Origin of the sequence: Paenarthrobacter sp. PPS72, assembly GCF_048537125.1 — a bacterium.
In the GTDB taxonomy this organism is placed as follows: Bacteria; Actinomycetota; Actinomycetes; order Actinomycetales; family Micrococcaceae; genus Arthrobacter; species Arthrobacter nitroguajacolicus_E.
Genome location: NZ_JBLYIE010000004.1, coordinates 157,460 through 170,115, shown reverse-complemented (window position 1 = coordinate 170,115; position 12,656 = coordinate 157,460). Strand labels below are relative to the sequence as shown.

Annotated in this window: 15 protein-coding genes; 11 read left to right on the top strand and 4 right to left on the bottom strand. The window is 61.5% G+C overall.

Translation table 11 applies throughout. The features are described 5' to 3' along the window. From ACLRGI_RS02165 to ACLRGI_RS02115, 11 genes are all read left to right on the top strand, one after another. Nucleotides 1–948 (top strand): HNH endonuclease (locus ACLRGI_RS02165; protein WP_419200076.1); only part of this gene is annotated, 948 nt, incomplete at its 5' end. A 385-nt stretch (nt 949–1,333) separates the two neighbouring features. Beyond that, nucleotides 1,334–1,888 carry an RNA polymerase sigma factor gene (locus tag ACLRGI_RS02160; protein ID WP_419200197.1) on the top strand — a complete coding sequence of 185 codons (555 nt, stop codon included), beginning with the start codon at nt 1,334–1,336 and terminating at the stop codon, nt 1,886–1,888. Continuing rightward, a complete protein-coding gene (locus ACLRGI_RS02155; protein ID WP_419200075.1) occupies nt 1,885–2,916 on the top strand; it encodes a hypothetical protein in 1,032 nt (343 codons plus the stop codon). Before ACLRGI_RS02160 ends, ACLRGI_RS02155 begins: the two co-directional genes overlap by 4 nt. A 97-nt stretch (nt 2,917–3,013) precedes the next feature. Beyond that, nucleotides 3,014–3,439: a CoA-binding protein gene (locus ACLRGI_RS02150; protein ID WP_419200074.1), complete on the top strand. Its 426-nt coding sequence runs from the start codon at nt 3,014–3,016 to the stop codon at nt 3,437–3,439. A gap of 141 nt (nt 3,440–3,580) precedes the next feature. Then, complete coding sequence (locus ACLRGI_RS02145) at nt 3,581–4,348, top strand: polysaccharide deacetylase family protein (RefSeq protein ID WP_419200196.1); 768 nt, start codon at nt 3,581–3,583, stop codon at nt 4,346–4,348. Nucleotides 4,349–4,409: 61 nt separating this feature from the next. After that, a complete protein-coding gene (locus tag ACLRGI_RS02140; protein ID WP_419200073.1) occupies nt 4,410–4,820 on the top strand; it encodes an MmcQ/YjbR family DNA-binding protein in 411 nt (136 codons plus the stop codon). A 96-nt stretch (nt 4,821–4,916) separates the two neighbouring features. Continuing rightward, nucleotides 4,917–5,543 (top strand): tetratricopeptide repeat protein, encoded by a 627-nt coding sequence (locus ACLRGI_RS02135; protein ID WP_419200072.1) that lies wholly within the window; start codon nt 4,917–4,919, stop codon nt 5,541–5,543. A gap of 177 nt (nt 5,544–5,720) precedes the next feature. Next, nucleotides 5,721–7,130 carry an N-acetylglucosamine/diacetylchitobiose ABC transporter substrate-binding protein gene (gene ngcE / locus ACLRGI_RS02130; protein ID WP_419200071.1) on the top strand — a complete coding sequence of 470 codons (1,410 nt, stop codon included), beginning with the start codon at nt 5,721–5,723 and terminating at the stop codon, nt 7,128–7,130. Between the two features lie 5 nt (nt 7,131–7,135). Further along, entirely contained in the window at nt 7,136–8,152 is a 1,017-nt protein-coding gene (locus ACLRGI_RS02125; protein ID WP_419200070.1) for a carbohydrate ABC transporter permease, read from the top strand. Further along, on the top strand, nt 8,152–9,045 hold the full coding sequence (locus tag ACLRGI_RS02120; RefSeq protein ID WP_419200069.1) for a carbohydrate ABC transporter permease: 894 nt from the start codon (nt 8,152–8,154) through the stop codon (nt 9,043–9,045). Before ACLRGI_RS02125 ends, ACLRGI_RS02120 begins: the two co-directional genes overlap by 1 nt. A 171-nt stretch (nt 9,046–9,216) precedes the next feature. After that, complete coding sequence (locus ACLRGI_RS02115) at nt 9,217–9,537, top strand: putative quinol monooxygenase (protein ID WP_419200068.1); 321 nt, start codon at nt 9,217–9,219, stop codon at nt 9,535–9,537. Nucleotides 9,538–9,566: 29 nt separating this feature from the next. Here the strand turns inward: ACLRGI_RS02115 and ACLRGI_RS02110 are convergent, their stop codons facing one another. Genes ACLRGI_RS02110 through ACLRGI_RS02095 form a run of 4 tightly spaced genes read right to left on the bottom strand, consistent with a single transcriptional unit; the run spans nt 9,567 to nt 12,646 of the window. Continuing rightward, nucleotides 9,567–10,091: a flavin reductase family protein gene (locus ACLRGI_RS02110; protein ID WP_419200067.1), complete on the bottom strand. Its 525-nt coding sequence runs from the start codon at nt 10,089–10,091 to the stop codon at nt 9,567–9,569. Nucleotide 10,092: 1 nt separating this feature from the next. Then, nucleotides 10,093–10,464 carry a cupin domain-containing protein gene (locus ACLRGI_RS02105; protein ID WP_419200066.1) on the bottom strand — a complete coding sequence of 124 codons (372 nt, stop codon included), beginning with the start codon at nt 10,462–10,464 and terminating at the stop codon, nt 10,093–10,095. Nucleotides 10,465–10,466: 2 nt separating this feature from the next. Beyond that, nucleotides 10,467–11,954, bottom strand: coding sequence for a 4-hydroxyphenylacetate 3-hydroxylase family protein (locus tag ACLRGI_RS02100; protein ID WP_419200065.1), 1,488 nt, complete (start codon nt 11,952–11,954; stop codon nt 10,467–10,469). Further along, on the bottom strand, nt 11,951–12,646 hold the full coding sequence (locus tag ACLRGI_RS02095; protein ID WP_419200064.1) for a DUF2848 family protein: 696 nt from the start codon (nt 12,644–12,646) through the stop codon (nt 11,951–11,953). Before ACLRGI_RS02095 ends, ACLRGI_RS02100 begins: the two co-directional genes overlap by 4 nt. Nucleotides 12,647–12,656: the final 10 nt, after the last annotated feature.

Genomic DNA, 12,656 nt, shown 5'->3' with positions numbered 1-12,656 from the left:
CGGCGTGACCCGCGCTCGGTGACGCAACGAGCCAGCCATGCAGCCAAGGAACGGACGGTCAGCCTCCGTCCTGCGCCGGACACCATGACGTACCTCACCGCCCTGCTCCCGGTCGCCCAGGGCGTGGCCGCCTATGCCGCGTTGTGCCGGGCGGCCGATTCGGCCCGCTCCCACGGCGATGCAACCTCCGGCGGTGATGCAACCTCCGGCGGTGATGCAACGTCTGGCGTGGGTGCGGGGTCTGGCGGGGGTGCTGGGCCTGGCGGGGGTGTCCCTACCCGTGGCCAGGTCATGGCCGACACCCTCGTCGAACGCATCACCGGCACACCGGGCGGGCTTTCGGGGATCAACCTGGACCTGGTCATGACCGACCGCACCCTGTTCCAAGGCGACAGCGAACCAGCACGGCTCCAAGGCTACGGAATCGTCCCGGCCGAATGGGGAAGGGAACTCGTAGCCCTGGGACACACCCCAAGCCCCGGACAAGCCGCAACCCGGTGGCCGGCCGGTGCGAACCCAGCCTCCACACCAGGGCAACCCGGCCAAGAACATGCGACAACGCCGGATAAAGAGTTCGCTGTTTGGCTTCGCCGGCTCTACACCGCCCCGGGCACCGGAGAACTCCTTGCCACTGACTCCAAAGCCCGGCTCTTCACCGGCCGGGTCCGGCGTATGATCGAAACCCGCGACCATACCTGCCGGACGCCGTACTGCGACGCGCCCATCCGGCATATCGACCACGTGGTCCCGTGGCGCTCCGGCGGGAAAACCAACCCCGCCAACGGCGCCGGACTATGCGAGGCCTGCAACCACACCAAGGAAAACCCCGGCTGGACCACCCGAACCATCCAGGGCGATAAGCACACCCTGGAAATCACCACCCCCACCGGACACAGCTACCAGTCCAAGGCCCCACCCCTGCCCGGACACCGCCCCTCCAGAACATAGACACCCGCCTCAGATGCTTGAAATAGTGCCTGCTCGGTACGCTCCTGCCGCCTCCTCGAAGCCTGATGCGTGCCTCGAACGCGCGCCTAAAAAGTTTTTCAAAAAAAGTTTGTACCCCGCGTAACCCTTTGGGGTGCTGGGACGATTACGTCATTGAAAGGGCCGAGCTGGAATTTGTCCCCCATCATGTTCCAGCTCGGCTCTTCCTTGTCTCGGGGGAGTTTGGTCTCTGAGGAGTTTGGTCCCGCAGGTGTTTGTCGGGCCAGCGGGTCCTTCTATGGAAGGCTCGGCAGAGCAGTTACCCTTGGTGGGGTCGTCCGTTGGTGACAAAGCGGACATCCAGGCCCAAGCAACGGACCTGCCGCCGATCGAAAGCCTCATTTCTGTGACCGACGCATTGACCGATGAAGCGCTACATGCACTCAAGGGCAATAACGCGGAACTGTTCCGCGCCGTCTACCAGGCGTACGCCGGCCAGGTTCTCGGCTATCTGACGGCCAAAGGTGTGTCAGATCCGGAAGCAACCACCCAAGACGTGTTCCTGGCAGTCTTGCCGCGAATGGACGACATCAGCGGCGGGGTCCATGGCCTCCGGACCTTCATTTTCTCGGTGGCTCATGCCCGCATGGTGGATGAGCATCGGAAGCAAAGCAGGGCACCGGAACAACACGAGTTCGAGCCGGAGCGGGATACCCGGGAAGCCAGTTCCGCTGAGGCGGAAGCGATGGGACTTTTGGCGCCCAAGGAGGTCATGAAGCTCCTGGACTACCTTGGTGACGACCAGCGTGAGGTCCTGACGCTTCGAATTGTGGCAGGCCTGACCGTTGAGCAGGTTGCCGACATCATGGGGAAATCTGCCGGGGCAGTGAAACAACTGCAGCGGCGGGCACTCAGTACCCTCCGTGAGCACTCGGCAGTAAAGGAATACGTGTCGCCATGACATACAGGGATAGTGAACGCGAAGCGATCGTGGACGAGCTGCTGCTCGACGCCGACGCCGACGCCGATGCCACTGACGCCGCCGATGCTACTGATGCCACTGATGCCGCCGACTCGTCTCATGTCCGGCTTGCGCTCCTCTCCATGGGGTCCTTTGCCAATCTTGCAGCCCCACCTCCGGGTGCGGAGCTTTCCGCGATGCTTGCCGGACCACACGATGAAGTCAGTAAGCGCCGCTGGAGGCACAAACACCGCACCGCAGTAGTAAGCGTTGCCGTGGTGGCAGCCATGGGACTGGGCGTCAGTGGGGTTGCTGCGGCAAGTTCAGGGTTCACCCGTAGCCCTTCGTTCCTGAATGAACTCCTGGGCAACGTCCGGCCGCAACCCGCGGCCGCGGCCCCCATACAGCCGGTTCCCGACGCGCCACGCGTCACCACGGAACCTGCTCCCGTTGTGGACCCCGCAGCGGTACCGCCCGTTCAGGCCGCTGGTTCCATACCGGTGGCTGGCAACGTCGTGCCCGGCCAAACTCAGGCACAGGCACAGGCACAGGCACAGGCACAGGCTCAGGCTCAGGCACAGGCTCAGGCACAGGCACAGGCACAGGCACAGGCACAGGCGCAGGCGCAGGCACAGGCTCAGGTTCAGGTTCAGGCGCCGGCACAAGCACAAGAACAAGCACCGACGCCGGATGTGGTTCGCGCCCCCGCAGCCCCCGCCCCGGAAGCGCCTGGGTCGGGTCACTCCCAGAGCAGTGTCACCCCGAACAATCCTGCCCCCAACAATGCTCCCCCGAACGTCACCTCGAACCCGCAGGCAAAACCTGGCCCGGTCAAGGAGCATAAGCCGCAAGGGACTAAGCCGGATGCTGCTCCGCAGGATGCCGGGAAGCCTGCAAAGTTCCTGCCCGGAGCGGACACCATCAAGCCCGGACACCTGCCTCCGGTGCTGAGCAACCAGTGGACCGCCGAACAATCCGCGGTGGCCCTCGATCAGTGGAAGCAGTGGCTCAAGCACGGCCACCACTAACCACGGCCACCACTAACCACGGCCACCACTAACCACGGCCACCACTAACCGCCAGGCTTGACCTGCCGCCCGCGGAGGCCGGCAGTAGTCTTGGGTCATGATGCATGTCAACGATCCCGCCGTCGTCGAGCGGTTGATGCGAACAAAGGGTACTTGGGCAATTGTTGGCCTCAGCACCAATCAATGGCGCTCCGCCTACGACGTCTCGCTGTATGTCCGGGACAAGATGGGCATGGAAATTATCCCCATCAACCTCAAAGGCGAGGACGTGCACGGCGAAAAGGGATACAAGACCCTGGCTGAGATTCCGGAGGCCAGGCACCCCATAGACGTCGTGGACTGCTTTGTGAACTCCGAGCGCGTGGGCGCGATCATTGACCAGGCGATTGCGATCGGCGCCAAGGCTGTTTGGCTCCAACTAGGCGTCTTTGACGACGACGCCGTGCAGCGCGCACATGACGCCGGACTGGACGTAGTGGTGAACTCTTGCCCGGCACGCGAAGGCTGGCATTACGGCCTGTGATTCGGGGACACATTCCTCTGCTAGATTGCAGCTGAATCATTACTTGAGTCTTGGGGGACAACCATGTTCGGCGGCCATTCTGCGGTGCCTGTTTCCAGTCCGAGCAGACGGACCGTCTTTAGTGTCTTAGGCGCTTCCGTGGTGGCCGGCTTGACGGCTTGCACTGCCGCCGAAGGTGCCGGGAACAGTGCTGAAAGTTCGACGCCGGCGCTGACGCCAAGCGCCGCTGCCGAGTCACCGGTTTCCGCTTCTCCAAGCCCAACCGCCACCAAGCGCATCCGGCGCACGTTCATCCCCGACTACCAGCTGCCGCCGTTCGTTGGCGGGCTGGCTCCGGTAATTACCAAGATCGAAACCAAGCATCCCGTGGTGTTCCTGACGATCGATGACGGCAACATCAAAACGCCGGAGTCGATCAGGCTCATGACGGACTACGACTATCCGGCGTCCCTGTTCCTCACCAAGGACACCATTGCGGACAATCCGGCCTTCTTTAACGCGTTCAAGGCGCAGGGAAGTCTGATCGAGAACCACACCGTCACCCACAACATCAACATGGTGCGGCAGTGGGGTTACCAGCAGCAGCTGAACGACCTGGTGGGAATGCAGGAATACGTGCTCCAGCATTATGGCCGCCGTCCCACGCTTTTCCGGCCGCCGGGGGGCGCATACTCCAATGTGATGCGCCAAGCCGTGGCTGACGCGGGGATGAAAGTGATCATTACGTGGGAGGCGAAGGCCAACGCCGGGAAGATGGACTACCAAGTGGGTAACTCCCTGCGTCCCGGGGACATTGTGCTCATGCATTTCCGGGCAGAATTCGCAGCTGACCTCGCGGCCTTCCGTGCTGCGCAGTTGGCTGCGGGACTCGAAGTGGTGTTGTTGGAGGACTTCCTGGGCGCGGCGTAGGCGCGGCATCGACGCGGCCCCAACGTAGCCCGTAGCCCCGGACCGCAACTAGGCTCTCCCCATGGACGTTTCCACCCTCCGCGAGATTTGCCTGGGCTTTCCCGGCGCGTTCGAAGACTTCCCGTTCGGTCCCGAGACCTCCGTGTTCAAGGTGCGTTCCGCCGTCGCCGGTGGTTCGCGTCAGGAGGCCAAGATGTTCGCGATGTCCACCATGGATCCGGACAACTGGTCCGTGAGCCTTAAATGCGAGCCGGCCTTGGCTGAACAACTCCGGGCGGCGAACCCCGAAATCACCGGGGCCTGGCATATGAACAAGACCCACTGGAATGGTGTCCGACTGGATGGGGCCCTGCCCGATGACATGATCAGGGACATGGTGGAGGACTCGTACGACCTCGTGGTGGCCACCCTGAGCCGCAAGCAGCAGGAGCAGCTCGGCTGGGCCAGGCTCGCGAATCCGCAAGGCGCCTGACACGCCCGCCAACCCCCTCCCCACGGCGCTGACATGGGGCTAGATTGATACTGCATACCTAAAGACCTCAGCCACGCGCTGGTCAGGAGCGGTTTGATGCTGGATCAGAAGACACTGGACCACCTTTGGAACTTTCGCGATCCGGCGGCCTCCGAGGCAACGTTTCGGGCCGCGATGACAGAGGAAATGTACGACGCCGACGAACGCGCTGAGTTGGCAACCCAGCTTGGGCGGGCCATCAGTCTGCAAGGGCGCTTCGAAGAAGCCGATGCCCTCCTGGACGGAATTGACGAGGATGAGCCCACGGTAGGCGTGCGCATCCTCCTGGAACGCGGACGGGTGTTGAACTACGGCGGACGAGCCGCCATGGCCGTCCCTCTTTTGGAGCAGGCGGCCGAGCTGGCGGACCATCTTGGTGAGGAATTCCTGGCTGTCGATGCCCTGCACATGCTCTCGATCGCGGATGCTGCGAATGCGGAAATGTGGATGCGCAGCGCCCTCGAATATGCGTCCACGGCCCACGATGAGCAAACCAAGCGTTGGATGATTGCTTTGCACGCAAGCCTTGGCACGTTTCTGGAGGGTAAAAAGCGGCTCACGGAAGCCTTGGTGGAGTTCCAATTGGCCGAACAATGGGCGGAACGACTGGGAAGTGAGCAGCAGAAGGCCATGGCCCGCGATGCGATCACGGAGTGCGGAAAAGCCCTCGCGGAAGGTCCGTAGAAAGATCACGCTTTGACAAATGTTGATCGAAACTGCCAAGAAAGATTGATTTTCGATCATTCCTGGTGAATTATGTCACAGAAGGTTGGTGCTGCCAGAGCGCCAACCCAGACTGTCTGACTGAACGGCTTTCGGGCCGCAACAGTCCGACACTACGAGTCACTGGAGGGTTTGAAAATGAACGTTCAGCACCAGTCCGTCGGACGCCGCGGATTCCTGCGCGGAGCACTCGCAGCAGCTGTGCTCGTGCCCATGGGTGGAACCATTGCTTCCTGTGCCGCAGGTGGCGGCGGCACCACCACCGGCCCCACGGGCACTGTCTCCGACACCAACCCGTTTGGCATGGCCGAAAAGGCAACCCTTGACGCCGTGATCTTCAAGGGCGGCTACGGCATCGACTACGTCGAGTTCGCCGGCAAGATCTTCGAGAAGACCCACGAGGGTTCCACTGCCAAGATTGCGCCCTCCACCGACATCGCCCAGGAACTCCAGCCGCGCTTCGTCGGCGGCAACCCGCCGGACCTGATCGACAACTCGGGCGCCAAGGCCATCGGCTTCAGCACCATCCTTGCCCAGCTCGAGGACCTCACCCCGCTTGTGGAGGCCAAGAACCTCGAAGGCAAGGTCATCAAGGACACCCTGTACACCGGCGTACTGGCTCCAGGTACCTTCGACGGCAAGCTTGCAGCCTTGAATTACGTTCTGACTGTATTCGCCATGTGGTACTCCGATTCCCTCCTCAAGGAAAACGGCTGGACGTTGCCGAAGACCTGGGATGAGATGTATGCCTTGGGCGAGCAGGCCAAAGCCAAGGGCAAGTACCTGTTCGTGTTTGGCAAGGAAGCCGCCACGTACTACCAGGAAATGGCCATCGCCTCCGCAATCAAGGAAGGCGGCGACGAAGTCCGTATTGGCTTGGAGAACCTCACGGCCGATTCGTGGTCCCACCCGGCTATCCAGTCCGTCTTCACAGCACTGGACAAGATCGTGAAGGCCGGCTTCTTCAAGCCCGGTGGCTCCGGCACCCAGTTCACGGCAGCCCAGTCGCAGTGGACAAACGCCCAGGAGGCCGTGTTCTACCCGTCGGGTTCCTGGATCGAGAACGAGATGAAGGACCAGACCAAGGCCGGCTTCAACATGATGGGTGCTCCCGTGCCCACCGTCAGCGCCAGCCCCAAGTTGCCGTACACCGCCCTCCACAGTGCTGCAGGCGAGCCGTTCATTGTCCCCACGCAGGGCAAGAATGCGGCGGCCGGCAAGGAACTGCTCCGCATCATGCTCTCCAAGGAAGCTGCAACCAACTTCGCCAAGACCAAGCTGGCGCCTACCATCGTCAAGGACACAGTCCCGGCCGACGGTTTCGGTTCCACCGCACTGGTCTCGCAGACCAAGTTGCTCGCTGACGCCGGCGAGGACATTTTCACCTGGAACTTCGTTGACCTCTACGGAACCAACAAGGACCAGCTGGTGGTGTGGAACAGCTTCCTGGACGGTAAGTCCGACGTCGCAACCCTCACCTCCGCACTGCAGAACATCTCCGACAAGGTCCGCAACGACAGCTCGGTCAAGAAGATCGAAGTGAAGTGAGTTCAGTGAAAACTCAGCAGAGCCGGAACGACGACGGCCTGGCCGCCGTCGTTCCGGCAACGGCTCCGCAGCAGCTGGTTAAGCGGCGGCGGAAACCGTTGACATGGGACAAGGTCAGTTTCTTCGCGGTTTTCCTCGGACTGCCGCTGGCGATCTACCTCTTGTTCGTGATTTGGCCTTTCGTGCAAGCCTTCGGTTATTCGTTGACGGACTGGTCCGGGTTCTCGCCCAACCAGAATTTCATCGGTTTTGAGAACTACACCAAGATCTTTACGGACGACATCTTCATGAAGGCCATGGGGAACAACATCCTCCTGGTCATCTTCCTGCCCATCATCACCATCATCCTGAGCCTGGTGCTCGCATCCTTGGTGACGGTCGGCGGCAGCAGCAAAGGCCAGATCAAGGGCCTCCGCAACTCCAGTTTCTACCGTGTTGTTTCCTTCTTCCCGTACACGATTCCCGCGATTGCCATCGGCATCATGTGGGGGCAGATCTACGATCCCTCCGGTGGCCTGCTGAACGGCATCCTCACCGGCCTTGGTTTTGACCAGTTCAAGGATTTCGCCTGGCTGGGTGATAAGAACACCGCAATGATCGCCACCATGTTCGTGATCGTCTGGGGCTTTGTTGGCTTCTACATGGTCCTGTTCGTGGCAGGCATCAAGGGCATTCCCGCCGAGCTCTTCGAGGCAGCCAGGATTGATGGTGCCGGCCGCTTCCGGACGGCAGTGTCCATTACCATCCCCTTGATCCGCGACAACATCCAGACTGCCTACATTTATATGGGCATCCTGGCTTTGGATGCCTTCGTTTACATGGCGGCACTGAACTCCGGCGGTGGACCGGACAACTCCACGCTGGTCATGGCGCAGCAGTTGTTCTTCACGGCATTCAGCAAGGGACAGTTCGGCCTCGCCAGCGCCATGGGCGTTGTGCTGGCCGTCGCCACGCTGATCTTCTCCGGCTTGGTCTTCCTGGTCAACCGGCTCACCGGCGGCGATAAGGACGTGAGCCTGTAATGAGTACCAAAGTCTCAACTCCGGAAATGAAGTCACTGCACTTCCAGCCGCGGACCCCGGCAACCACAACGGGCGACAAAGTGGTGGGAGCGGTGTCGCACACCGCGCTGACCATCTGGACCCTGATTGTCATCCTGCCTCTGCTGTGGACCTTCATGTCCTCTTTCAAGACGTCCAGCGAGATTTTCGCCTCGCCGTTCGCCTTGCCTGCTGAATGGAAGCTGGATAACTACGTCAAGGCTTGGAGCGAGGCCGGCATCGGATCTGCCTTCCTCAACTCGGTGCTGGTGGTGGCAGTAGCGCTGGTGATCGTCATGGTCCTCGGTGCCATGTGTGCCTACGTTCTGGCCCGGTATACCTTCCGGGGCAGCAGGGCGATCTACTACCTGATGCTCGCGGGCCTGACCTTCCCGATCTTCCTCGCCATGGTGCCGTTGTTCTTCGTCCTGAAGAACATGGGCCTCCTGAACACCCTGCCGGGACTCATCCTGGTTTACGTGGGCTTCGCGCTTCCGTTCACGGTGTTCTTCCTGTTCTCCTTCTTCAAGTCGCTGCCTCACGAGATCACCGAAGCAGCGGCCCTGGATGGTGCAGGGGAGTGGCGGACGTTCTTCCAGGTCATGCTGCCGATGGCAAAGCCGGGCCTCGCCTCGGTTGCCATCTTCAACTTCCTGGGCCTCTGGAACCAGTTCCTGATTCCGGTGTCCATCAACGCCGCCGGGCCCCGCGTCCTGTCCCAGGAACTCGCTGCCTTCGCCGGACAAATGGGCTACGCCGTTGACTATGGCGCACTGTTCGCCGCCGTCAGCGTCACCGTCATTCCGGTGCTCATTGTCTACGTGATCTTCCAGCGCCAGTTGCAGGGTTCCGTTTCGCAGGGCACGTCCAAGTAGCAGGCAAGCCACGCAACAACAGCGTTCGACGGCGGTCCTCACCTATGGTGCGGGCCGCCGTCGAGTTTTTGTACAGCTCCCGCCCTTTAGAAGGCCGCTTAAGGGCATTTCCTGTACAAAAACTCTGTCAGGATGGAACGGATTCTGTAGTGCAACGAAAGGCAGCAGCCCGTGATCTTCATTGTGGTCAAGTTCAACGTCAAGCCCGATTGGTCCGAGCGCTGGCTGGACCTGGTGGCTGACTTCACCAAGGCGACCCGCGAGGAGCCCGGCAACTTGTGGTTCGACTGGTCCCGCAGTGTGGAAAACCCCCACGAGTTCGTCCTCGTGGAGGCTTTCCAGGATGATGCCGCCGAGGCCCACGTCACCAGTGAGCACTTCAAGAAGGCCATGGCTGACATGCCGCAGGCCCTCGCGGAGACTCCGCACATCATCAGCCGCCAGTTCGAAGGCAGCGGCTGGGACCGAATGGGCGAGCTGACCATCGACTAGGGGCTAAAAACAGCCCCCGACACTACTACTCAGAACATCCAGGGGAGTTCTGCGTGGCCGAAGTCGCTGAACGAGCCGAAACGGCCGGCCTTGAACGCCAACACCTCACCGTCCCGGTCCCGGCACGTGGTGACCTGGCCGAAGAAGACCTGGTGATCTCCGACGTCGTACTGCTGCACCACAGTGCAATCCGCCTGGGCGAGGGCCCCCTTGATCACCGGAAGGCCGCTGTCTGTGACGTCGAAGTCCCCTTCGCTGAAGCGGTCCCCGCCGCGGACGGCGAATCGCCGGGCCACTGACTCCTGCTTGGCGCCAAGGATGGATACAGCGAACTTGCCGCTGGCCATCAGGGCCTCGCCGGTGCGTGTGCCGAAGTTCAGCGAGATCATCAGGATGGGCGGTTCCAGGCTGATGGAGGTCAGCGAGCTGATGGTCATCCCGTACAGCTCGTCGTTGTGCTTGGTGGTGACCACGGCGACGCCGGTGAGGAATCGGCCCATGGCGCGGCGCATCCCCATGGCGTCGGGGATGGTGAAGGCTGGTGCCAGGCTCATGTCAGTTGCTCCGCTCCGTTTGTGCTGGATCTGTGTAGTAGCGAACTTCGAACATCTTGGCGCCGTTTTCGGAAACCCATGGTCCGTGTTCCATTCCGGGAGGCCGGGTTGCCCAGTCGCCCGCTTTGAAAGTCCTTCCCAAGCGCTGGTCCACGAAGGAGCCTTCGAAGATGAAGACCTCTTCCCAGAAATCGTGAGTCAGGACGCCGTTGGGGGAGGTGTCGGTTCCGGGTTCGAACTTGAGGATGCGGGTAACGCTGTCGTTGTCCGAATCCCGGGCGAGGATGGCCTCGGACAAACCCTCAATGTGCGGGTTGCAGGGTGCGAAGTCCACTGAGGAGACAGGCGTGAACTCCACTTCGGGCTTTGCCATGGCTATGCTCCTTCCAAGCCGTTGCCGGTCCCGTTGGCCGTGCTGTCTATGCTGTAGGAACCCAGGAACGTGTCCAGCTCGGCAACCAATGCGTCATAGCCGTAGTTCCGGTAGGTGTAGGCGCCGCGGACCACGAACGGAGCGCCGGCGTAGAACATTTCGTACTGCTGGTGGCGGCCGGCGAACTCCGAACCGATGATGTCCCAAGCGAGCTTGAAAAGCTTGACGCGTTCCTCGCTGGCCACACCGGGGGACTGGACGTAGCGTTCCATGTCCGGACGCGTCACGCTGCTGGTCATGTCAGCGATGCTGGACGGCAGCTGCAGGACGCCGCCGCCCACCAGGTCGCGGAGGATCGAGATCACGCGGGGATAGGTTTCGGACTGCAGACCCATGGCCCCGTAAAGGGCGCTCTTGCCCGGAACCCTCATGCCGGCGTCGTCCGTTGTTGCGGTGTATTCGGCGGCCAGGACGGCTGATTCGACGGACTGCACAATGGCCGCGAGCTCGCCGAGCTTCTCCTGCACTCCGGGGATCTTGTCCGTGCCGTTGACCTGAGCGACCTTGCGGGCCACGGAAGCGATGAACTTCAGCTTGGTGGAGAAGCGGATCTGGGCCTGCCAGTTGCCCAGGGCATGGGCGCCGGTGTCGAAGAACTGCCGACGCAGGGTTTCGATGTTCCGGTTGATGAACACCCGGTCCCACGGAATGAGCACGTCATCGAAAACCACCAGGGCGTCCGGCTCGTCGTAGTGGCTGGTCAGCGGGTAATCGAACTCGCTGGTTGCGGCCGGAGCGAACGGGCGGCGGCAGTACAGCTTCAGTCCGTCGGTGGCCACCGGGATGGCGAAGCTGACCGCGAAGTCCACATCGTCCGGGCCCAAGGGCTTGATGCAGGTGACGAAAACTTCGTCCGCAATGGCAGCACCGGTGGCGAGCATCTGGGAGCCGCGGACAATGATGCCCTCCTCGGTTTCACGTACGACGCCGACCTGCAGGTATTCGCCCTCCCATCCGGACGCTGTGGTTGCGCGGGAAACCTGCGGAGGAATGATCGCGTAGGACAGGTACAGGTTCTCGGACAGGATCTTCTTGTAGTACCGCTCAACGTTGCCGGCAAAGTCCCGTTCGTCGTTCTTGAAGACCTCAGGGTGGGAACCGAACGCTGCAAAGAACGTTCCGACGTGGTCGGGGCTGCGGCCTACCCAGCCATGAGTGTGCTTGGCCCACTTTTCGATTGCCTGGCGGCGCAGGACGAGCTCTTCCTGGGTGCGGGGAGCTGCGAAGGTGCGGTTGGCCGGTCCGTTGATCTCGTCCGAGTGGAACTGCATGCCGTTGGCGGGATCGGCAGCGATGTCGAACAGTTCGGCCATGGTCCGGGCGACGTTCGCGAAGGCCGGGTGCTCCAGGACGTTGCCGACTACCTCGCCGTCGAGGATCACGGTCCGGCCGTCGTTCAGGGACTTCAAATACTGCTTTCCGGTTCTCATCGGAGTGAGCCTTTCTTGATTTTGTAGTTATGTTCAATGGTGGTCCCATTCGGGAAGGAGAGCTCCAACTTCCAGGAAGTTCCATCCACGAACTTTCCGTTCAGGAGCGGGAGGGTGCCGCCGAGGCACATGAAGTCAGCGTCGCCGATGTCGGTTCGAGCCAAAAGACGCTCGACGACGTCGGCCGGCTTGAGCAGGCCGCTCAGCGAACCTTCCTGGTAAAGGGTGCCGTCAACCCATGAACGAGCTGTGCATTCGTCGAGATCCAGGTCTGTCAGCGACTCAACGGCGATCACCTCGTTCGAGACGGGCTTGGGGCAGGCCCTTTTGGAATCGCCGATGTCGCGGGCTTCGATATCGCGGTCCGTGTGATCGGAGCCGATACCGAGGTAGTACTTGCCGTCGTGGCGGATGTAGAGGGGTTCGATTTCCCCTGATGTCAGGTTTTCCGAGGTTTCGTGCTCCCCGGAGGTCTCGAACAGGTCCGAGTCCATCCGGTAGAACATGGGAACTTCCGGTGGCGGAGCTACACCGATAGCTGCTAGTTCATCGATGTGATGCTGGACTGCCTTGGGGTCGCGGCCCGTGTACCCGGCCACTACTGCGTGGAAGTTCGTGATGACGATTGTCTTGTCGGTGCCCACCACCCTGAAAGTGAGGGGGACTTGCCTTGTGGTTTCCTGTGTTTGCATTGGGTTTCCT

What these genes read in the sequence shown, in the direction of transcription:
- ACLRGI_RS02135 (WP_419200072.1), top strand. Translation starts at nt 4,917, where the DNA reads ATGCTGGATCAGAAGACACTGGACCACCTTTGGAACTTTCGCGATCCG.
- ACLRGI_RS02140 (WP_419200073.1), top strand. Translation starts at nt 4,410, where the DNA reads ATGGACGTTTCCACCCTCCGCGAGATTTGCCTGGGCTTTCCCGGCGCG.
- ACLRGI_RS02120 (WP_419200069.1), top strand. Translation starts at nt 8,152, where the DNA reads ATGAGTACCAAAGTCTCAACTCCGGAAATGAAGTCACTGCACTTCCAG.
- ACLRGI_RS02155 (WP_419200075.1), top strand. Translation starts at nt 1,885, where the DNA reads ATGACATACAGGGATAGTGAACGCGAAGCGATCGTGGACGAGCTGCTG.
- ACLRGI_RS02100 (WP_419200065.1), bottom strand. Translation starts at nt 11,954, where the DNA reads ATGAGAACCGGAAAGCAGTATTTGAAGTCCCTGAACGACGGCCGGACC.
- ACLRGI_RS02095 (WP_419200064.1), bottom strand. Translation starts at nt 12,646, where the DNA reads ATGCAAACACAGGAAACCACAAGGCAAGTCCCCCTCACTTTCAGGGTG.
- ACLRGI_RS02105 (WP_419200066.1), bottom strand. Translation starts at nt 10,464, where the DNA reads ATGGCAAAGCCCGAAGTGGAGTTCACGCCTGTCTCCTCAGTGGACTTC.
- ACLRGI_RS02150 (WP_419200074.1), top strand. Translation starts at nt 3,014, where the DNA reads ATGATGCATGTCAACGATCCCGCCGTCGTCGAGCGGTTGATGCGAACA.
- ngcE (WP_419200071.1), top strand. Translation starts at nt 5,721, where the DNA reads ATGAACGTTCAGCACCAGTCCGTCGGACGCCGCGGATTCCTGCGCGGA.
- ACLRGI_RS02110 (WP_419200067.1), bottom strand. Translation starts at nt 10,091, where the DNA reads ATGAGCCTGGCACCAGCCTTCACCATCCCCGACGCCATGGGGATGCGC.